This is a genomic window from Streptococcus sp. SN3 (assembly GCF_030439905.1).
Genome location: NZ_JAQFJF010000003.1, coordinates 13,125 through 32,085 on the forward strand (window position 1 = coordinate 13,125; position 18,961 = coordinate 32,085).

Consider the following 18,961-nt stretch of genomic DNA (forward strand, 5'->3'; position numbering starts at 1 on the left):
AATCAAATGATTCGCGGTTGTTTTGTATGTTTTCTAAATGTTGGACTAGAGCTAGCAAACATCTTTGAATATTAACTCACAATGCGTGTCTTCAAGCAGTGATTCAAAATTTCGCTTAGACGAAGCTTTACCCAACTGATCCTTCCATTTCATAGCTGATAAGGCGGTTAAGCTCAACAGCATACTCCATAGGCAGTTCTTTAGTAAATGGCTCGACAAAGCCCATGACAATCATTTCGGTGGCTTCGGATTCGGACAAGCCACGGCTCATGAGATAGTAGAGCTGCTCTTCTGAAATCTTAGAAACCTTGGCCTCATGCTCCAGAGCCACCTGAGAATTATGAATTTCATTAAAAGGAATGGTATCTGACGCTGAAATATCATCCATGATAATCGTATCACACTCAATATGGCTGACGGATTTCTGTGAATTCTTTCCAAAGGTCACTTGACCGCGGTAATCCACCTTACCTCCACCCTTAGCAATAGACTTAGACACGATAGATGAGCTGGTATGAGGAGCATTGTGAATCATCTTAGCACCTGTATCTTGGTGCTGATTGGTATTAGCAAAGGCAATGGAAAGCATGGTTCCACGCGCTCCAGGTCCATCCAGATAGACAGACGGATATTTCATAGTCGTTTTCGCACCGAGGTTCCCATCAATCCACTCAACCGTCGCATCTTTCATAGCCCGCGCCCGCTTGGTCACGAGGTTGTAGACATTATCTGACCAGTTTTGAATAGTGGTGTAGCGCATATAGGCACCATCGAGGGCAAAAATTTCGACAATCGCAGCATGCAAGCTATTGCTAGAATATGTCGGAGCAGTACATCCCTCAACATAATGGACGCTAGCGCCCTCATCAACAATAATCAAAGTCCGCTCAAACTGACCCGAATTTTCATTGTTAATCCGAAAATAAGTCTGCAAGGGAACATCTACCTTGACACCTTTTGGCACATAGATGAAGGTACCACCTGACCAGACGGCGGAGTTGAGAGCTGCTAGTTTGTTATCTGTTGGAGGGACCAATTTAGCAAAATACTGCTTGAAGAGCTCTGGGTATTCCTTAAGAGCTGAGTCGGTATCCGTAAAGACAATTCCTAGCTTTTGGAACTCTTCCTTCATATTGTGGTAGACCACTTCGGACTCATACTGAGCAGCCGCTCCAGCGAGGTATGCTCGCTCTGCTTCTGGGATCCCAATCTTCTCAAAGGTTTCCTTGATCTTCTCAGGCACTTCATCCCAGCTTCTAGCAGGCTTATCAGAGGCCTTTTGATAATAAATCAAGTCATCAAAATTAATTTCCGACAAATCCGGCCCCCAAGTCTGCATCGGCATCTTCTTGAAAGCCTCGTAGGATTTGAGGCGGAAATCCAGCATCCATTCTGGTTCATCCTTGGCTGCAGAAAGCTCACGAATGACCGCTTCATTCAGCCCTTTCCCTGTCGAGAGAACAGGCTCAACATCGTCATGAAAACCAAACTTGTATTCACCGAGATCAATCGGTTTTGGTTCTACTCTTTCTTCTGACATAATTTCCTTTCACATTCTTACTTTTTATCTTCTTCAATTGCTCGCTTAAGGGCATTCCAACCCAAGGTCGCACACTTAATCCGCTGCGGGAATTTGGCAACGCCTGCTAAAAAGGCTCCATCTCCCAATTCTTTCTGGCGACTGTCTTCTTGGCCCTGAACCATCTGCGAGAAAACTTCTGCTAATTCCAGCGCCTGCTCTTTTGTCTTGCCCAGAACCGCATCCGTCATCATGCTGGCCGAAGCCGTTGAAATGGTACAGCCGGAATTCACAAAGGCAATATCCTCAATGTGGTTTTCAGCATTAAACTTCACAGACAAGCTGATAACATCACCACAGGTCGGGTTATTAAGGACTACCTGCTCCACATTTTCCAGTTTCCCATGATGATGGGGGTGAGCCGAGTGGTCCGTCACAACCGCCTTGTAAAGACTGTCTAACTTAGAAAGTGCCATTGAAAAACTCCTTTGTCTTTTCTAAAGCATCTACCAGCTTGTAGCAATCCGCATAGGTATTGTAGATATAAAAGCTAGCCCGCACAGTCGCTGGCACCTGCAGATAGGTGAGCAAAGGCTGGGCACAATGGTGACCCGCCCGAACAGCCACTCCTTCGTAGTCCAGAGCCGTCGCGACATCATGCGGATGGAGACCATCTAGGTTAAAGGCAATCACGCCTGAACGCTGGGCCAAATCCTGAGAGCCATAAATGGTCAAGCCTTCCACTGCCTGTAGCTTAGGAAATACGTAGGCAATCAGGTCCTGCTCATGCTGGGCAATGGCATCCATGCCCAATTCTTCCAAATAATCAATGGCCGCCGCAAGACCGATTGCTCCTGCCATATTTGGAGTGCCGGCCTCAAACTTCCAAGGAAGCTCCTTCCAGGTCGCTTCCTGCTCATAGACGAAATCAATCATTTCGCCGCCGAATTCGACTGGCGACATCTGCTCTAGCAGCTCTTCCTTGCCATAGAGAACTCCGATACCAGTAGGTCCGGCCATCTTATGCCCCGAAAAGGCGAAGAAGTCCGCATCCAAATCCTGCACATCAATCTTCATGTGCGGAATGGATTGAGCCCCATCTACCACCAAAAGTGCTCCTTGCTGATGAACCAACTGGGCAATCTCCTTGATGGGATTGATGACACCGAGGACATTAGAAGCATGAGCCAGAGAGACAAACTTTGTCCGATCATTGAGCTTAGTACGGAAATCTTCCATATCCAGAGCACCATCTTTGAGATAGACATAGACTAACTTGGCTCCGGTCTTCCTACAAGCTTCCTGCCAAGGAATGACATTGGAATGGTGCTCCATGATAGAAATCATCACTTCGTCACCAGGCTGCAGCCTTTCAGCCGCAAACTGAGCCACCCAGTTGAGACTCGTCGTGGTTCCTCGTGTAAAGAGGATTTCTCTGCTAGAAGCTGCGTTGATAAAAGCACGAACTCTTTCTCGGGCTGCTTCATAGGCCGCTGTCGCCCGCTCGGCTAGCGTATGGACACCGCGGTGGACATTGGCATTGTCTCTAAGATAGTAGTTTTCAATAGCTGCCAGCACCTGCTTGGGTTTCTGGGTTGTCGCCGCATTGTCCAAATAAACCAAAGGCTCATCATTGACAATTTGGTCCAAAATGGGAAAATCTTGCTTGATTGCTTCTGCATTAAACATGGACATGAAGGCTCCTATCTAACTAATACGGGACAAGGCCCAGCTTTTTATCTTTTTGCGAGAATAATATCGATATTTTCAATCATTTCATCACGGACTTCCTTAACAGGGATTTCTACTATCACTGAGCCCAAGAAGCCGCGCACGACCAAGCGTTCAGCCGTCGCCTTATCAAGACCCCGACTCATGAGGTAGTACATATCCTCTGGATCCACCTGGCCGATAGAAGCCGCGTGACCAGCTGTCACATCGTTTTCATCAATCAAGAGGATTGGATTAGCATCTGAACGAGCCTGGTCAGACAGCATGAGAACTCGGCTTTCCTGCTGGGCATCTGCTCCCTTGGCACCTTTGATAATATGGCCGATACCATTGAAGGTCAGGGTTCCTTTTTCTAGGATAACCCCGTGCTGCAGGATATTTCCGATAGAGTTGCAGCCATAGTTAGTTACTCGGGTATCAATCCCCTGAACCTGCTTGCCACTTGAGAGAGCCACTACTTTCATATCCGCATGGCTGCCCTTGCCATAAAGGTCGCTATCAAAGTCAGCCACAACATTGCCTTCGTTCATAACGCCGATAGCCCAGTCAATCATGGCATCATTGTCCAGCTTACCTCTACGGCTGATATAAGCTGTTACATTTTCGCCCAAGCGATCAATAGCTGAAAACTTAATCTGAGCTCCAGCCTGAGCAATAACTTCGACAGTGATATTGGCTGTTACTGGGACAGAGCCCTCGCCGTAAGTTTCCAAGCGTTCCAAGTAGCTAACCTTGGAATGCTTGCCTGCGATAATCAAAATATGCTTGTTAAAAGGAACATCGCTTTCGCTGTCCTGATAAAAAATTCCTTCAATTGGCTGGTCAATCTCAACATTGTCCGGCACATAAAGAACGGCACCGCTGTTGAAATAGGCAGTGTGGTAAGCTGCCAATTTGTCCTCGTCGTACTTGACCGCAGACATAAAATGCTTCTCTACCAGCTCTGGAATCTCTTCTAAGGCAGTGTGGAAATCAGTGAAAACCACACCTTGTGCTGCCAAGTCAGCTGGCAATTGCTCCAAAACAATATGAGTTCCCACTTGGACAAGCTTGAGATTGTCATCTAGGGCTGTAAAGTCTGGAACACTTGTCAGCGGCTCACTCTCTGAAATACGGCCGTCACCCAGATTCCAACGGTGAAATTTAACCCGCTCAATACGCGGCAATTCTAACTGGTCAATCTTATCAAAGGCCTGCTGGCGCAGTTGAAAGAGCCAATCTGGCTCTGCATGTAGCTGTGAAAATTCTTGAATCAATTCTTTAGTCATGTCATTCTCCTATCTTTTATCAAAGTCAAAAGAATGTTTGACTAGGCTTCTTCGGTATAGGTGAAGCCCAACTCTTCAGCCAATTTAGCATAGCCTTCTTTCTCCAAGCGGACTGCCAATTCAGGACCGCCAGAAAGAACGACTTTACCATCCATCATGACATGAACTACATCTGGAGTGATATAGTTGAGCAGGCGTTGATAGTGAGTGATAATCATAGCACCAAAACCTTCACCTCGCATAGCATTAACCCCTTTAGATACAACTTTAAGAGCATCAATATCGAGACCAGAGTCAATCTCATCTAAAAGTGCAAAAGTCGGCTCTAGCATGAGCAACTGCAAGATTTCATTGCGCTTCTTTTCCCCCCCAGAGAAACCTTCATTAAGGTAGCGCTCAGCCATTTCTTCTTTCATGTTGAGCAGTTCCATCTTTTCATCCAGCTTCATGATAAAGTCGCGGACAGAGATTTTTTCCTCGTCTTCCTTGCCAGCATTCATAGCTGCACGTAGAAACTCTGCATTAGTAATACCAGGAATTTCACTAGGGTACTGCATAGCCAGGAAGAGTCCCATGCGAGCACGCTCATCCACTTCCAACTCCAAGATATTGACTCCATCAAAAAGCACCTCTCCTTGAGTCACTTCGTAGTTAGGATTGCCCATGATGGCTGCAGACAAGGTTGATTTCCCTGTTCCATTCGGGCCCATAATTGCTGCAACCTCTCCCGTTTTCAGAGTGAGATTCACCCCTTTGAGAATTTTTTTCCCTTCAATTTCAACATGAAGATCTTTGATTTCTAAGACAGACATTTCTTTTTCCTTTCTTTGCTTAGCTGATTTACACACTTTAGTATACCAAAAAAAAGCCCAAAAGGCTTTTATTTTGTTTAGAGCTATTCTTATTTATTCCTCTTTTGACGCCATTTCCGCCGAACTTCCTCTCGGTAGGAGGAGTTGCCAATAAAGCGGAGAATATTGAGTAAAGGAGTACGATTAGGCCCCAAAACTCCAACCAGCTCAGCAAAGAGCTCAACTCCCAGAAGTAAGCCTATCATCAAGAGCACGCCACCAATTCGACTGGAAACATTCAACAAGAGAGAAATCATGGCAAAGACCAGTGAAATCCCATAGATAACCAACACTGTTCCTCGGTGAGTCAATCCCAAGGACAAGAGTCTGTGATGGAGATGGTGCTTGTCAGGTGTGTAGAATTTCTGGCCAGATAGAGTACGGCGGATAATCGCCAGAAAAGTATCCGTAATCGGCACCCCTAGGATAATCATAGGGGTCACCACTGCAACAGCCGTCGCATTTTTTAGCCCTTGCAAGGACAAGACGGCAATCATAAAGCCGATGAAGAGGGCCCCTGTATCACCAAGATAGATGATAGCTGGGTGGTAATTGTAAGGGAAAAAGCCCGCAATTGACAAGACCAAGACGAAAATAGTCAAGGTCAGAAAGAGATTGTGCTGGGGTAAAAAGAAGTAAGAAACAATCCCCATCGTCACTAGCGAGATGATGGACACCCCACTCACCAGACCATCCAAACCGTCAATCAAATTAACTGCATTGGTGATAGAAATAATCCACACCACTGTCAAAATATAGGACAACCAAGGCTCAAAATGCAGGAAAGGTCCGCCAAAAGGAAGCTTAAAATCATCCAATCGGAAATCAGTCAGCCACCAGATTAGACTGGCTGCTAGAACAATCCCACCCATTTTCAGCAAAGGCGACAGTTCTTTGATATCATCAACCAGCCCTGTAAAGGCAATAATCAAACCACCTAGAACGACCGGCCAAACATAATCAAAATAGGTCTGTCCAAAAAAATCTACAGCAACAATCTGCGGCATCAAGAGCAGAGTAGAGATAGAAAAGGCCGCTACAATCGCCAACCCGCCACTGCTAGGCATGGGCTTTTTATTGATGCGGCGCGCATTGGGATAATCTACCGCCCCAATCTTAAAGGCTAGGAGCCGAACCAAGGGTGTCAGAATCACCCCGATAAAAAAAGTTCCCAGCAATACCAAGATAAACTTTAAAGGAAAAGTAATCATAGGCATTCAACCTTCTGCAGGCCGGAGACAGCATCTGTCACCAAAAGCAGATGACCGTGTTCCTGCAGCACTGCCCGAGTAATATCTGAATCATCTGCGAATTCACGCATCTTGGCCAAGAGCCAAGCTGGATAGCGCTCTGGGAAACCCTCAACGTCTACCAAAATCGTCAAATAATAAGCTGAATCATACTTATAAAGCTCTGATAAGTCAATCTTATAGTCCACCGTCTGGGCAAAAGCCGCAGCAGCCTTAATATCTTCAAAACGCAGGATATAGTATATATAGCGCTCTGCATTTTCTGCCGACTGCTCATCCGCCGCCTCCTGAGAAAGCTGCTCTCTTTCCTCTGCTTCGGCTGTTTCCAAAGATTGGACCGCTTCTATATCTTCCTTGCTCTTTTCAAAAATGCTCTTTTCCAATGTCTTGAGGAATTCATCGGGAGACATATGAGATAGCTCATCCATGTCTGGCAGATCTGCCAAATCCTCAAAACTCAGATTCTTATCCAACTTAGACTTGGTAACAAACACATCCACCTTATCTGGCTTAGGCGTCACACGGAAACTCAGCATACCGCTATCCAAAAAATTATCCGGCATTTCCAACTCATCTAAGATGGTATAGAAAAACTCTTCCGTCTTTTCTTGGGGAACCAAGAAATCAGCCATTTCCATGCCGCGCTCTTCCAAATCTTCCAGCTGAATCGTGATTTTTATGGTCGAATCACTAATCTGTTTCATTTCCATATCTCTACCTCATACACTTCTAGTCCTACTATTATACTAAAAAATCCCCCGTATTTCAAAAAATAGCTAGTATTGGTCTGAAAATGGAGGTTGCAAGAAAAAAACTCTCAGAAAATTCCGAGAGCTTATTATTTCACTACATGAGAGAGTCAGGGAAACATTAAAATTACCTTTTTAACCCATCAAGGCTTTGATGGCTGCATAAACCAGAAGCACGCCGCCTAGGCCAATCCGATATTTCCCAAAAATTGTAAAGTCATGCTTTTTGACGTAGTCTGTCAGAAAACGAATCACGATTAGACTGACACCGAAGGCCACCCCCATGGCAACCAAAAGCAAGAAGATTTGCCCAAATCCCAGACCATTCCCATTCTTGATGAACTTGAGAATTTTCCAGCCGCTAGCGCCAAACATAATGGGAATCCCTAGATAGAAAGTGAACTCTGTCACGACAGAACGGCTGACACCATTTAGGAGACCGCCGACAATGGTGGCACCAGAACGGCTAGTCCCAGGAAAGAGAGCTAGAATCTGAAAGAGACCAATTTGCAAGGCAGTCTTGTAAGGAAGAGAAGCTAAATCTGTCACAGCAGGCTCCTCATGCTCACGCCTTTCCAGATAGATAAAAGCCGCCCCATAGACAATCAGCATCACTGACACAGAGACCAGATTATAAAAATGCGCTTCAAACCAATCATCCAAGAATAAGCCGATAACAGCAGCCGGCAAGGCTGCCACGACGACCTTGGCCCAAAGCTGCCAGGTCTTTTGAACCTGACGTGCTGACTTGCCTGATTTAAAAGGGTTGAGCTTGTCAAAATAGATGACGACAACCGCCAAAATGGCTCCCAGCTGGATAACAACATTAAACATTTCCATAAAGGCTGGACTTTGATTCTTAAACTGGATAAAGTCTTGAATTAAAATCAGGTGCCCTGTACTGGAAATCGGCAGCCATTCTGTGATTCCTTCGATGATACCGTAAATAATAGAGATAAAAATTTCAATGATAAACATAGAATACTCCTGAAACAAGGGTTTACTCAAGGAAAGTCACATTTAAATTCCCAAAGAGTATTAAGCCTTATTATATCACAATTTCAAGGCCAGGAAAAGCCAGTACTAAGACTTTTCCGGATAGGCGGGGGCTTGTCTATCAGAAAGCTCCACCGCCTCCACCGCCTCCGCCGCCGGAGAATCCACCACCTGAACTTCCGCCAGATGAGACAGAGAAATTGCTGGCTGTGGTGGCTACATGGCCGTAGTTTGAGAAGCTGTGCATACTACTATAGAAGGCATAGTGCAAGTTAGCCTGAACATAGCTGTCCATAGATGGATTTTCCAAGTGAATCTGACGTAGAGCCATGACACGGCTGACGCGATCTGCATAGCCAAAGAGGGTCGCATAGACCAAGAGACGGTTCCAAAGGATAATGCCTTCGATTTCTGTCTTGTCCAGATGGGCAATATCTCGCAGCATATTGGAAAAACTTCTCCACAGATAGTAATCATGCGCGCCTTCATCATTCAGGACACCGTCTTGCCAATAAAGCTGTGCCTTACTAGCAAAAATGCAAATCATAACAAGTCCCACCAATGCTAAGGGAATATATATCCAGATAAGACTTTCAAAAGCGGCCATATAGACAAACAAAACTCCAAGAGAGAACAACAAAACAGCACTAGCTAGAATAATGGCAGTAATCAGCAATCTCTTTTCCTGAACTTTAAGAGGCCGGTAGTGACCAAAGAGACCCAAACGCTTGCCTTCCGAGCGCACTTCTTTAGATAGGGAGCGCAAACTGTTAGTAAATAAGGACTTGATATTACTACCGATGTTACGGATATAGGACTCATCTGCAGAAGACTTGTGCTTATAAATATCTTCTGAAATTTGATAGGCTGAAAATAGATCTTTGACTTTTGCTTGGGATTGCTTGTTAAAAGCCATGCCCAGAAAACGTCTCTCAAAGTCCGCTAACCCATCATAGGTCGCTATTTGCAGAACAGGATTTTCAGCATCTCCCTGCAGGAGGAGATTGCCCCTATCCAGCAGGTCTAACAGAGTCGCCTGGACCATGTTTTCAAAGTTCAGCACTGCCTTGCCGCCCCTAGTCGGATCGACATCCTCCATGTCTACTGCGTAAATATTTTCCGCCAAGACAAGGGGAGCCAAGTCCTGAGGAGCTTCGTATAGACGGGCATTCTTAGGATAAGACTGCTTAGGCTTGATCTTCTGAGCAAAGACAAAATAAAGGATAGCCGCTGCAAGGATGGCACATAGGAGCAGCAAGGGTATATAAATTTCTCCTAGCTGCCGGTAAAAGACCGTCTTGCGGGCAATCTTTTCTTCTTGAGCTTTAAAGGTCGGCAAGTAGTCGCTCTCGTCTTCATTCTGGGACACAAGAGAGACCGCTTGTCGATCCCAATAGCCGTGGAGCTCGACATTATCGCCCGAGCCAATTCCATTGATTTTGACCAGATAATCGGTGCCATTCTTATCCACGAAAGGCTGAGTACCAAAGTAGCCACTATGAGCAAAGAGCTCGCTCTTATCTGGATTGCTCAAGCCAGAAACTGTCAAGACGACCTCTCCTATCCCCTGGTCCCAGTCGCTGATAGGAGTCCAGTTGAGCTCAGCAATATCCCTGTGAAGAAAAAGGAGATTTCTCAGCTGCCAAGTTACAGTGACAACAACTCTGTCACCGTCGTTTCCGGAGTTATAGATTTTGACTTCATAGCCATCTCCCAAGTCTTTGACTTGGGGGTTAATGTCCATATCTGGTTCACCATTCGTCAGAACCGAGACCGTCGGATTCCCATCAATGGCAAAGCCATTAGGCATCTTTCCAGCAGAGCCCAGCGAAACAATCTGACCATTATAGTCGTCATTAAACTTGTAGGTCACTTTCTCTGTGTAGGTAGCTGTATTGTCCTCACGCAAGGCCAGATCGCCTTGATAGGATTCAATATCATAGTCAACAGCCGAGACAACCCGACCAAAACAAAGGCAGGAAAATAATACTAACAGGAGATAAAAATATCGTTTCATACTCAACCTCTCTTTACAGATATTTTGTTCTATTATATCATTTTTATCAAGTAAGGGCTTACTTGGATTGAAAAGAACGGTAATTTTCGATAGAATAGGAAGAACTATTATTAGATAAGCAGGAGAAACCCATGAAGAAATTATTACTCACTTTATTTACTGCCCTCCTGGTCGCTTTAGGAACAGCCCAAGTTATCCAAGCCGATGACTACCTGAGAATCGGTATGGAGGCAGCCTACGCCCCCTTCAACTGGACTCAAGATGACGATTCCAACGGTGCTGTAAAAATCGAAGGCACCAACCAATATGCCAACGGATACGATGTGCAGATTGCCAAAAAAATTGCTCAAGAGATGGGCAAGGAACCTCTGGTTGTCAAAACTTCCTGGAATGGCTTAATTCCTGCTCTGACTTCTGGCAAAATTGACATGATTATTGCGGGTATGAGCCCAACTGCCGAGCGGAAAAAGGAAATCGCCTTTTCCAACAGTTACTACACCAGCGAACCAGTTCTCCTAGTTCGTAAAGATGGAAAATATGCATCTGCTAAGACTCTAGAAGACTTCAAAGACGCTAAAATCACTTCCCAGCAAGGAGTTTACCTCTACAATCTCATTGACCAACTGCCTGGTGCCAAAAAAGAAACAGCTATGGGCGATTTTGCTCAGATGCGTCAAGCCTTGGAATCCGGCGTTATTGATGGCTATATCTCTGAGCGGCCAGAAGCCTTGACTGCCGAGACTGCCAACTCAAACTTCAAAATGATTCAATTTGAGAAAGGCTTTGAAGTTGGTGAAGAGGATGCTTCTATTGCCATTGGTATGCGCAAGGATGACAGTCGTATCGAGCAAGCTAATGCAGCAATCGCTAAGATTACTACTAATGATCAAGTCAAGCTGATGGATGAGATGATTCAGAAACAGCCTGTTGATACGGATAGTGAAACAACGAATGAATCATTCTTCAGTCAAGTGGCTAAGATCCTGGCTGAAAACTGGCCTCAATTCCTACGCGGAGCTGGTTTGACTCTACTCATTTCGATTACAGGGACCATCGCAGGTCTCATCATCGGACTGCTGATTGGCGTTTATCGGACGGCACCAGCTTCTAAGAATAAACTCCTGGCATCACTGCAAAAAATCTTCGGCTGGTTCTTAAATGTCTATATTGAGATTTTCCGCGGAACTCCAATGATTGTTCAGTCTATGGTTATCTATTACGGAACAGCCCAGGCTTTTGGAATTTCTATCGACCGGACTATCGCTGCCATTTTCATCGTCTCCATCAATACTGGAGCTTATATGAGCGAGATTGTCCGCGGTGGTATCTTTGCCGTTGATAAGGGGCAATTCGAGGCCGCAACAGCACTGGGTATGACCCATGGCCAGACCATGCGCAAGATTGTACTGCCTCAGGTTGTCCGCAATATTCTGCCCGCAACTGGTAACGAATTTGTCATCAACATCAAGGATACATCCGTGTTGAACGTTATCTCGGTAGTTGAGCTTTATTTCTCTGGAAATACTATCGCTACCCAGACTTACCAGTACTTCCAAACCTTTACTATCATCGCTGTAATCTACTTTGTCCTGACATTCAGCGTGACACGCATCCTGCGCTATGTTGAAAAACGCTTTGACACAGACAACTACACGACAGGTGCCAATCAAATGCAAACAGGAGAAGTAAAATCATGACAGAAACCATTTTAGAAATTAAAAACCTCAAAAAGTCCTACGGTGAAAACGAAGTCCTCAAGGACATCTCCCTCACTGTTCATAAAGGAGAAGTGATTTCCATCATCGGCAGCTCTGGCAGCGGAAAGTCAACCTTCCTGCGCTCTATTAATCTTTTGGAGACACCAACCGGTGGTCAGATTTTCTACCGAGGTAAGAATGTCTTGGCAGAGAACTATAATCTGACCCATTACCGTGAAAAGCTGGGCATGGTCTTTCAGTCTTTCAATCTCTTTGAAAATCTTAATGTTCTGGAAAATACCATCGTCGCTCAGACAACAGTTCTGAAAAAAGAACGGTCAGAAGCCGAAAAAATTGCCAAAGAAAACCTCAAGAAGGTTGGAATGGGCGAGCAATACTGGCAGGCCAAGCCTAAGCAACTCTCAGGCGGTCAGAAGCAGCGAGTCGCTATTGCCCGTGCCCTCTCCATGAATCCTGATGCTATCCTCTTTGACGAGCCGACTTCAGCCCTCGACCCTGAAATGGTTGGTGAAGTTCTGAAAATCATGAAAGAACTGGCTCAGGAAGGGCTGACTATGATAATCGTAACCCACGAGATGGAATTTGCCCGTGATGTCTCCAGCCGTGTCATCTTTATGGATAAAGGCGTCATTGCTGAATCTGGCAGTCCGCAGGATATCTTCACAAATCCAAAAGAAGAAAGAACCAAAGAATTCTTGCAACGATTCCTCAGCTAAATTACTTCTATTTTCAAAAGCAAAAAGGAATCTGGAACTAAGTCCAGATTCCTTTTTTTATTTAATGAGCAATATCAGTTGCACGATTTTGAAGTTTAGTCTTCAAATTTTTCATGGTTTTTGTCGTAGAAATCAATCAAGCCAAGAGCTGTTTCAAAAGAGATATTTTTCACTTTTGCACGTCCTTGAGCAAGAGCAATGATAGACATTTCACGTGCATTTGTTTCTTTACTAATACGGTAACCGGTGATCTTCTTATCACGTACCCAACTAACAACAGATTCTACTTTCTCGAAATTAGATTTAGCCATTTCTTACTCCTCTCTATTCTAGCTACATCAACTACTATAATTGTTTTTATACAGTTTGTCAACTTAAACAAACCAAATTCGAACAAATTAAATAATTCTGAATTTTCTTTACTTAGCTTTGAGGGCTGAAAGTATCTGAGTCCGAATACTTTCGACACCTTCTGGATTTGCTGGAAGGAAGATAGTATTATTACCCGAACTATCTGCAAAATTATTCAGCGTATCCAGGTACTGGTTGGTCAAAAGGATAGACATAATCTGCTCTTCTGTCAACTCAATATTGGCCCCCTTCAATTCTTTGATGGAGTCAGCCAAACCATCCACAATGGCCTTCCGCTGCTCAGCGATACCAACCCCATGAAGACGGTCTTTCTCAGCTTCTGCAGAGGCGGCTGTCACAATCTTAATCTTATCTGCTTCAGCCAATTCCTGAGCAGCCACACGCTTACGCTGCGCCGCATTGATTTCGTTCATAGACTGTTTAACTTCAGCATCAGGCTCAACCTTGGTAATCAAGGTTTTGACAATGATATAGCCATAGGTCGACATTTCTTCAGCTACCTGTTTTTGGACCTCTAGGGCAATTTCGTCCTTCTTTTCAAAGAGCTCATCCAAGGTCAGTTTTGGAACGGAGGAACGAAGGGCATCTTCAATATAGGACTTAATCTGTGCTTCTGGTCGCATAAGTTTGTAATAAGCGTCAATCACGTTGTTCTCATTTACACGATACTGGGTCGCAACATTCATAGTTACGAAAACATTATCCTGTGTCTTGGTCTCAACGACAATCTCGCTCTGCAGCAAACGAAGTTGGACGCGAGCCGCTATCTTGTCAATCCCTAAAGGAAGACGGAAATTGATACCGCTGCTGCTGGTTTTGTGGTAACGTCCAAAACGTTCAATGATTGCCACAGATTGCTGACGAACCACATAGACTGCACTAAGCAGCAAGAATATAAAGATTATAATCAATATGATAAAGAAAAATGGAATAAACAACATGTTCAAGCCTCCTTGATTCACTATAGTATATTCTAACATATTTAATTTGCAGTTTCAAATAAAAGCATACAAATTAGGCTAAAATATATTTACAATTAGACAAGCATATTGTAGAGTGTTTCATTCCCGTTCAGATTGATAAAGGACGGATCAAACTGCTCAATACGGTTAATCAAAGAAGCATAATCATGCTTATCTGCCAGAGAAATACCAATCAAAACTGGTCCCGTTCCCTTACTCGCCCGCTTGATATATTCAAAACGAGTGATATCGTCATTAGGCCCTAAAATATCATTTACAAATTCCCTCAGGGCACCCGGACGCTGCGGGAAGTTGACCACGAAATAATGCTTGATACCATCATAAATAAGTGCCCGTTCTTCCATCTCTGGCATACGGTTGATGTCATTGTTTCCACCTGAGATAATGCAGCAGATAGTCTTCCCCTTGATATACTCGCTCAGCACTTCCAAAGCAGCAACACTTGCCGCACCAGCTGGCTCTGCGACAATCCCTTGCTTGGAGTATAGGTCAATAATGGTCTCTGAAATAAGCCCTTCATCTACACCGATAAGATTTTGAACATTCTTTTGTGTAACCTCATAGGTTGACTCACCAACCTTCTGTACTGCGATGCCGTCCGCAAATTTGTCGATTTCTTTAAGCTTGACCGGACCTCCAGCTTCAAAAGCTGCTTTCATACTGCGGGCACCGTTGGCTTCCACACCAATAACTTCGATATCTGGCTGACTTTCTTTGATATAGGTTGAGACTCCTGATATCAGGCCGCCGCCGCCAACTGGTACTAAAACTGCATCAAAATCGATAGCTTCTCTCTTGGCCTCATCTAAGATTTCATAGGCTACAGTCCCTTGACCAGCTTGGACATCATCATTATCAAAAGGATCGATAAAGGTGCGATTTTCAGCCTTAGTATAGTCAAGCGCAGCCTTGGCCGAAGCATCAAAGGTATCTCCGACCAATTTAATTTCCACAAATTCACCACCAAAGAAGCGGACCTGGCCAATCTTCTGCTGAGGAGTCGTGATGGGCATAAAAATAGTTGCTGGAATTTTCATTTCCTTACAAGTATAGGCCACTCCTTGGGCGTGATTTCCCGCAGAAGCACAGACAACCCCACGCTGACGTTCCTCTTCATTAAGTTGAGAAATGGCATAATAAGCCCCGCGGAGTTTAAAAGAGCGTACCCGCTGCATATTTTCCTTCTTCAGGTAAATCTTGGCATGGTACTTCTCCGACAAATAGTGGTCGTAGTCAAGCGGAGTATTGACAACCACATCTTTTAACACTTTATGAGCATGAGTGATATCTTTTGCTCTGAGCATATTTTTTCCTTCCCTGTCTCTCCAGTTTATTCTCTATCAAGCAAAACAAGGGGCTGGGAATTCGCATTCCAACCCCTAATGTCTTATCTGCTCTTTACCTTAATTGTAAATCTTGAAAGCATCGTCGTCGTTTTTACCAACGAATGGCATTGCTTTACGCAATTCTGCACCGACCTTCTCAATCTCCAGATTAGCAGCTTGCTCGCGGTAAGCAGTCAGTTTTGGACGACCAGCTTTATAGTCATCAACGAAGTCGTTCGCAAATTTACCGTTTTGGATATCAGCCAAGACCGCCTTCATGTTTTCTTTGACTTGCTCAGTAATCACGCGCGGACCAGATACATAGTCACCATATTCGGCTGTATTTGAGATAGATTGACGCATCTTCTTGAAGCCACCTTCATAGATCAAGTCAACGATCAGTTTCATTTCATGAAGAACTTCAAAGTAAGCCAATTCTGGGGCATAGCCTGCTTCTGTCAAGACTTCAAAACCTGCTTCGATAAGGGCAGTCAAACCACCACAAAGGACAGCTTGTTCACCAAAAAGATCTTCTTCAGTTTCTTCTTTGTAAGTTGTTTCAAGCAAACCAACACGAGCCGCACCAACACCTTTACACCAGTCCATTGCGATGTCTTTGGCATTTCCAGTAGCGTCTTGGTAGACTGCATACAGAGCTGGTACACCAAAACCTTCTTCGAAAGTACGGCGAACCAAGTGACCAGGGCCTTTCGGTGCACACATAAAGACATCTACATCGGCAGGAACTTTGATAAATTCAAAATGGATGTTAAAACCATGAGCAAATCCAACTGCGTTTCCAGCTTCCAAGTTTGGAGCGATTTCTGCTTCATAAAGATCTTGTTGGATTTCATCTGGAGCCAAAATCATGATAACATCAGCCAATTTAGCTGCTTCTGCTACTGTATAAGTATCAAAGCCGTCTTCTTTAGCCTTGTCAAATGACTTACCAGGACGAACACCGATAATCACATCGTGGCCTGTATCGCGCAAGTTTTGCGCATGAGCATGACCTTGTGATCCATAGCCGATTACGGCAATTTTCTTACCGTCAAGCGCTGCTACTTTTACATCTTTTTCGTATTCCATTGTTACTGCCATAAGTTTTACTCTCTTTTCTATTTTTATTGCCTGTTAGGCGGTTTTAACAAATTAAAGGTTTGATTTAATCTCGGGTAAAGCCTGTCGCTCCAGTCCGAGCAATATTTTTAATACCATATGGGCGAATGACTCGAAGTAGAGCCTCGCTCTTCTCCGCATCACCAGTCATCTGAACGGTAATGGAGCTAGGTGCTACATCCACAACTGTTGCCCGGAATGGCTGGATAATAGACAGAATCTCTGCTCGCTTATCAGCTGGAGCCGAGACCTTAACCAGAATCACTTCACGCTCCAAGTGAGGACGGTCTGTGATATCTCGAACCCGAATCACATCAATCTGACGATTGAGCTGCTTGATAATCTGCTCGACTTCTGCCAATGAAGCCACATCAATGATGATGGTGATACGGGATACTTCTGGATTTTCCGTCGTTCCGACTGAGATACTCTCGATATTAACCTGACGTCTGGAAAGGACACCCGTGAAGCGGTTCAGAACCCCCGAACGGTTTTGGAGTTTAGCTGTCAACATTCTACGCATGGAACTTCACCCCCAACATCTCATGATTGCTCTTGCCAGCTGGCACCATTGGAAGAACGTGCTCCTTGCGAGAAATATCTACCTCAATAAACATCGGTATATCTTCCTTCAGGACTTCCAAATCCTGGACAATAGTCTCTGGATCGTCAAATTTATAGGATTTAACACCATAAGCCTGAGCCATGAGCTGGAAATCTGGCAATGTTTCAAAGACAGACTCAGAGGTACGACCATCATAGAAAGCTTCCTGCCACTGGCGCACCATGCCTAGCGAATGGTTGTTAAGCATGATGACCTTAATCGGAATCTTATAGATATTGAGAATAGCCATCTCTTGGTTTGTCATCTGATAGCCACCATCTCCAACAAAGAGCACCACTTCCTTATCCGGGTTGGCAATCTTAGCCCCAATCGCTGCTGGAACACCGAAGCCCATGGTTCCTAGACCACCAGACGTTACCAGTTGACGCTCGTTTTTATAAGGATAATATTGGGCAGCCCACATCTGGTGCTGACCAACGTCTGTTACAACGATGGCATCACCCTTGGTCAGCTCACCAACGCGCTCAATGACAGCTTGAGGCTGTACAACACGTTCTTTCTTATCATATGAGCGAACTCGTTCCTTATCTTGCGTTACTTTGTCAATCCACTTGCTGGTATTATTATGCACCTGCTCTTCATTCAGCAACATCTGCAGGGCTTTCTTAGCATCCCCTACGATAGGAATATCTACGCTGATAATTTTTCCAATTTCCGCTGGGTCAATATCAATATGTGCTACTTTAGCGTTCTTGGCAAAGGTTTTCGGATTACCGGTCAGACGATCATCAAAGCGGCAGCCGATACTAATCATAAAGTCAGCCTCAGTCATAGCAATATTGGCCGCAAAAGAACCGTGCATTCCACCCATACCTAAGAACAAAGGATGGTCTGTCGCAATGGTCCCTTGCCCCAACAAGCTAGTGACCACTGGAATCTGATAACGCTCCGCAAACGCAACCAATTCCGCTGCTGCCTCGGCATAACTGATACCCCCTCCCGAAAGAAGGACCGGCTTTTTAGCCTTAGAGATTTGCTTGATAATCTTCTTAATCTGCAATTCATTGGGCTCAATAGTCGGCTGGTAACTCGGCAGATGCAACTTGCTGTCGTAGATAAAGTCCGTTTCCAGAGCCGAGACATCCTTAGGCAAATCAATAACGACTGGCCCAGGACGACCTGTCGTCGCAATGTGAATAGCTTCTGTAATAATACGCGGAATGTCTGCCGTCTCCCGCACCTGATAATTGTACTTGGTAATAGGAGTCGTAATCCCAACAATATCCGCTTCCTGAAAAGCATCTTTACCGATCCCAGCCTTGGCTACCTGACCAGTAAAGACTAAAAGGGGGACGCTATCACTCATGGCGTCCGCAATACCGGTAATGGCATTAGTCGCTCCCGGACCGCTAGTCACAACTGCAACTCCGATTTTCCCAGTAGACTTAGCATAGCCTTCTGCTTCGTGAACACAGCCTTGCTCATGGCGGCCTAGAATATGACGGATGCCTTCAAAACTATAAATAGCATCATAAAGCGGCAGTACAGCGCCACCGGGATAGCCAAAAATCGTATCAACACCAAGATTTTTCAAGGTTTCCAAAACAAGCTCTGAACCTGTCTTAGAAGTTTCTAATTTGATTTTCTCCATTCTTCCCCTTTCATTTATTTACAATTTTCTAAAAATTCAAAAAGCTTTCTACTATGATAACATTTTTGAAAAAAATTGCAAGCCATGCAGAATGTTTTTCTACATTTTTTCTCTAAATCCGAATGTTTTTT

At 44.6% G+C, this 18,961-nt stretch carries 17 protein-coding genes; 2 read left to right on the forward strand and 15 right to left on the reverse strand.

The window, feature by feature from the left end; genetic code table 11:
- Window positions 1–127 precede the first annotated feature (127 nt).
- The 9 genes from sufB to PCY71_RS06995 all read right to left on the reverse strand — a co-directional run bounded on the left by sufB (window position 128) and on the right by PCY71_RS06995 (window position 10,381).
- The gene (gene sufB / locus PCY71_RS06955; RefSeq protein WP_002893631.1) at window positions 128–1,540 is read right to left on the reverse strand and encodes a Fe-S cluster assembly protein SufB; all 1,413 of its coding nucleotides are present in this window, start codon (window positions 1,538–1,540) and stop codon (window positions 128–130) included.
- Between the two features lie 17 nt (window positions 1,541–1,557).
- On the reverse strand, window positions 1,558–1,995 hold the full coding sequence (sufU, locus tag PCY71_RS06960; RefSeq protein ID WP_048774121.1) for a Fe-S cluster assembly sulfur transfer protein SufU: 438 nt from the start codon (window positions 1,993–1,995) through the stop codon (window positions 1,558–1,560).
- Window positions 1,982–3,214: a cysteine desulfurase gene (locus PCY71_RS06965; protein WP_002908866.1), complete on the reverse strand. Its 1,233-nt coding sequence runs from the start codon at window positions 3,212–3,214 to the stop codon at window positions 1,982–1,984. The genes sufU and PCY71_RS06965 overlap by 14 nt, the downstream gene beginning before the upstream one ends.
- Window positions 3,215–3,255: 41 nt before the next feature.
- Window positions 3,256–4,518: a Fe-S cluster assembly protein SufD gene (gene sufD / locus PCY71_RS06970; RefSeq protein WP_125342582.1), complete on the reverse strand. Its 1,263-nt coding sequence runs from the start codon at window positions 4,516–4,518 to the stop codon at window positions 3,256–3,258.
- 41 nt (window positions 4,519–4,559) lie between these two features.
- A complete protein-coding gene (gene sufC, locus PCY71_RS06975) occupies window positions 4,560–5,330 on the reverse strand; it encodes a Fe-S cluster assembly ATPase SufC (RefSeq protein WP_002893635.1) in 771 nt (256 codons plus the stop codon).
- Between the two features lie 89 nt (window positions 5,331–5,419).
- Window positions 5,420–6,586 (reverse strand): glycosyltransferase family 4 protein, encoded by a 1,167-nt coding sequence (locus PCY71_RS06980; protein ID WP_002908072.1) that lies wholly within the window; start codon window positions 6,584–6,586, stop codon window positions 5,420–5,422.
- On the reverse strand, window positions 6,577–7,329 hold the full coding sequence (gene mecA / locus PCY71_RS06985) for an adaptor protein MecA (RefSeq protein ID WP_002911767.1): 753 nt from the start codon (window positions 7,327–7,329) through the stop codon (window positions 6,577–6,579). The genes PCY71_RS06980 and mecA overlap by 10 nt, the downstream gene beginning before the upstream one ends.
- Before the next feature lie 174 nt (window positions 7,330–7,503).
- Window positions 7,504–8,346 carry an undecaprenyl-diphosphate phosphatase gene (locus tag PCY71_RS06990; protein ID WP_101771966.1) on the reverse strand — a complete coding sequence of 281 codons (843 nt, stop codon included), beginning with the start codon at window positions 8,344–8,346 and terminating at the stop codon, window positions 7,504–7,506.
- A 139-nt stretch (window positions 8,347–8,485) separates the two neighbouring features.
- On the reverse strand, window positions 8,486–10,381 hold the full coding sequence (locus tag PCY71_RS06995) for a DUF2207 domain-containing protein (RefSeq protein ID WP_002893641.1): 1,896 nt from the start codon (window positions 10,379–10,381) through the stop codon (window positions 8,486–8,488).
- 131 nt (window positions 10,382–10,512) lie between these two features.
- Here PCY71_RS06995 and PCY71_RS07000 point away from each other — a divergent pair, with 131 nt between their 5' ends.
- Both PCY71_RS07000 and PCY71_RS07005 read left to right on the forward strand, forming a co-directional pair.
- Window positions 10,513–12,078, forward strand: coding sequence for an ABC transporter substrate-binding protein/permease (locus PCY71_RS07000; RefSeq protein WP_002893643.1), 1,566 nt, complete (start codon window positions 10,513–10,515; stop codon window positions 12,076–12,078).
- Window positions 12,075–12,815: an amino acid ABC transporter ATP-binding protein gene (locus PCY71_RS07005; protein ID WP_125380133.1), complete on the forward strand. Its 741-nt coding sequence runs from the start codon at window positions 12,075–12,077 to the stop codon at window positions 12,813–12,815. Before PCY71_RS07000 ends, PCY71_RS07005 begins: the two co-directional genes overlap by 4 nt.
- Before the next feature lie 95 nt (window positions 12,816–12,910).
- Here the strand turns inward: PCY71_RS07005 and PCY71_RS07010 are convergent, their stop codons facing one another.
- The 6 genes from PCY71_RS07010 to PCY71_RS07035 form a co-directional block, all read right to left on the reverse strand.
- Window positions 12,911–13,126: a hypothetical protein gene (locus PCY71_RS07010; RefSeq protein ID WP_002893653.1), complete on the reverse strand. Its 216-nt coding sequence runs from the start codon at window positions 13,124–13,126 to the stop codon at window positions 12,911–12,913.
- A 108-nt stretch (window positions 13,127–13,234) separates the two neighbouring features.
- Window positions 13,235–14,128, reverse strand: a complete 894-nt coding sequence (locus PCY71_RS07015; RefSeq protein WP_023917194.1) for an SPFH domain-containing protein — start codon at window positions 14,126–14,128, stop codon at window positions 13,235–13,237.
- A 95-nt stretch (window positions 14,129–14,223) separates the two neighbouring features.
- Entirely contained in the window at window positions 14,224–15,474 is a 1,251-nt protein-coding gene (ilvA, locus tag PCY71_RS07020) for a threonine ammonia-lyase IlvA (RefSeq protein ID WP_002902420.1), read from the reverse strand.
- Between the two features lie 99 nt (window positions 15,475–15,573).
- A complete protein-coding gene (gene ilvC, locus PCY71_RS07025) occupies window positions 15,574–16,596 on the reverse strand; it encodes a ketol-acid reductoisomerase (RefSeq protein ID WP_002902418.1) in 1,023 nt (340 codons plus the stop codon).
- A 64-nt stretch (window positions 16,597–16,660) separates the two neighbouring features.
- Complete coding sequence (gene ilvN / locus PCY71_RS07030) at window positions 16,661–17,137, reverse strand: acetolactate synthase small subunit (protein WP_002898887.1); 477 nt, start codon at window positions 17,135–17,137, stop codon at window positions 16,661–16,663.
- Window positions 17,130–18,830, reverse strand: coding sequence for an acetolactate synthase large subunit (locus PCY71_RS07035; RefSeq protein WP_125380131.1), 1,701 nt, complete (start codon window positions 18,828–18,830; stop codon window positions 17,130–17,132). Before PCY71_RS07035 ends, ilvN begins: the two co-directional genes overlap by 8 nt.
- Between the last annotated feature and the right edge of the window lie 131 nt (window positions 18,831–18,961).

What these genes read in the sequence shown, in the direction of transcription:
- PCY71_RS07035 (WP_125380131.1), bottom strand. Translation starts at nt 18,830, where the DNA reads ATGGAGAAAATCAAATTAGAAACTTCTAAGACAGGTTCAGAGCTTGTT.
- ilvA (WP_002902420.1), bottom strand. Translation starts at nt 15,474, where the DNA reads ATGCTCAGAGCAAAAGATATCACTCATGCTCATAAAGTGTTAAAAGAT.
- PCY71_RS07000 (WP_002893643.1), top strand. Translation starts at nt 10,513, where the DNA reads ATGAAGAAATTATTACTCACTTTATTTACTGCCCTCCTGGTCGCTTTA.
- PCY71_RS06995 (WP_002893641.1), bottom strand. Translation starts at nt 10,381, where the DNA reads ATGAAACGATATTTTTATCTCCTGTTAGTATTATTTTCCTGCCTTTGT.
- PCY71_RS07010 (WP_002893653.1), bottom strand. Translation starts at nt 13,126, where the DNA reads ATGGCTAAATCTAATTTCGAGAAAGTAGAATCTGTTGTTAGTTGGGTA.
- PCY71_RS06980 (WP_002908072.1), bottom strand. Translation starts at nt 6,586, where the DNA reads ATGCCTATGATTACTTTTCCTTTAAAGTTTATCTTGGTATTGCTGGGA.
- sufC (WP_002893635.1), bottom strand. Translation starts at nt 5,330, where the DNA reads ATGTCTGTCTTAGAAATCAAAGATCTTCATGTTGAAATTGAAGGGAAA.
- PCY71_RS07005 (WP_125380133.1), top strand. Translation starts at nt 12,075, where the DNA reads ATGACAGAAACCATTTTAGAAATTAAAAACCTCAAAAAGTCCTACGGT.
- sufD (WP_125342582.1), bottom strand. Translation starts at nt 4,518, where the DNA reads ATGACTAAAGAATTGATTCAAGAATTTTCACAGCTACATGCAGAGCCA.
- sufB (WP_002893631.1), bottom strand. Translation starts at nt 1,540, where the DNA reads ATGTCAGAAGAAAGAGTAGAACCAAAACCGATTGATCTCGGTGAATAC.
- ilvC (WP_002902418.1), bottom strand. Translation starts at nt 16,596, where the DNA reads ATGGCAGTAACAATGGAATACGAAAAAGATGTAAAAGTAGCAGCGCTT.
- ilvN (WP_002898887.1), bottom strand. Translation starts at nt 17,137, where the DNA reads ATGCGTAGAATGTTGACAGCTAAACTCCAAAACCGTTCGGGGGTTCTG.
- sufU (WP_048774121.1), bottom strand. Translation starts at nt 1,995, where the DNA reads ATGGCACTTTCTAAGTTAGACAGTCTTTACAAGGCGGTTGTGACGGAC.
- PCY71_RS06990 (WP_101771966.1), bottom strand. Translation starts at nt 8,346, where the DNA reads ATGTTTATCATTGAAATTTTTATCTCTATTATTTACGGTATCATCGAA.
- PCY71_RS06965 (WP_002908866.1), bottom strand. Translation starts at nt 3,214, where the DNA reads ATGTCCATGTTTAATGCAGAAGCAATCAAGCAAGATTTTCCCATTTTG.
- PCY71_RS07015 (WP_023917194.1), bottom strand. Translation starts at nt 14,128, where the DNA reads ATGTTGTTTATTCCATTTTTCTTTATCATATTGATTATAATCTTTATA.
- mecA (WP_002911767.1), bottom strand. Translation starts at nt 7,329, where the DNA reads ATGGAAATGAAACAGATTAGTGATTCGACCATAAAAATCACGATTCAG.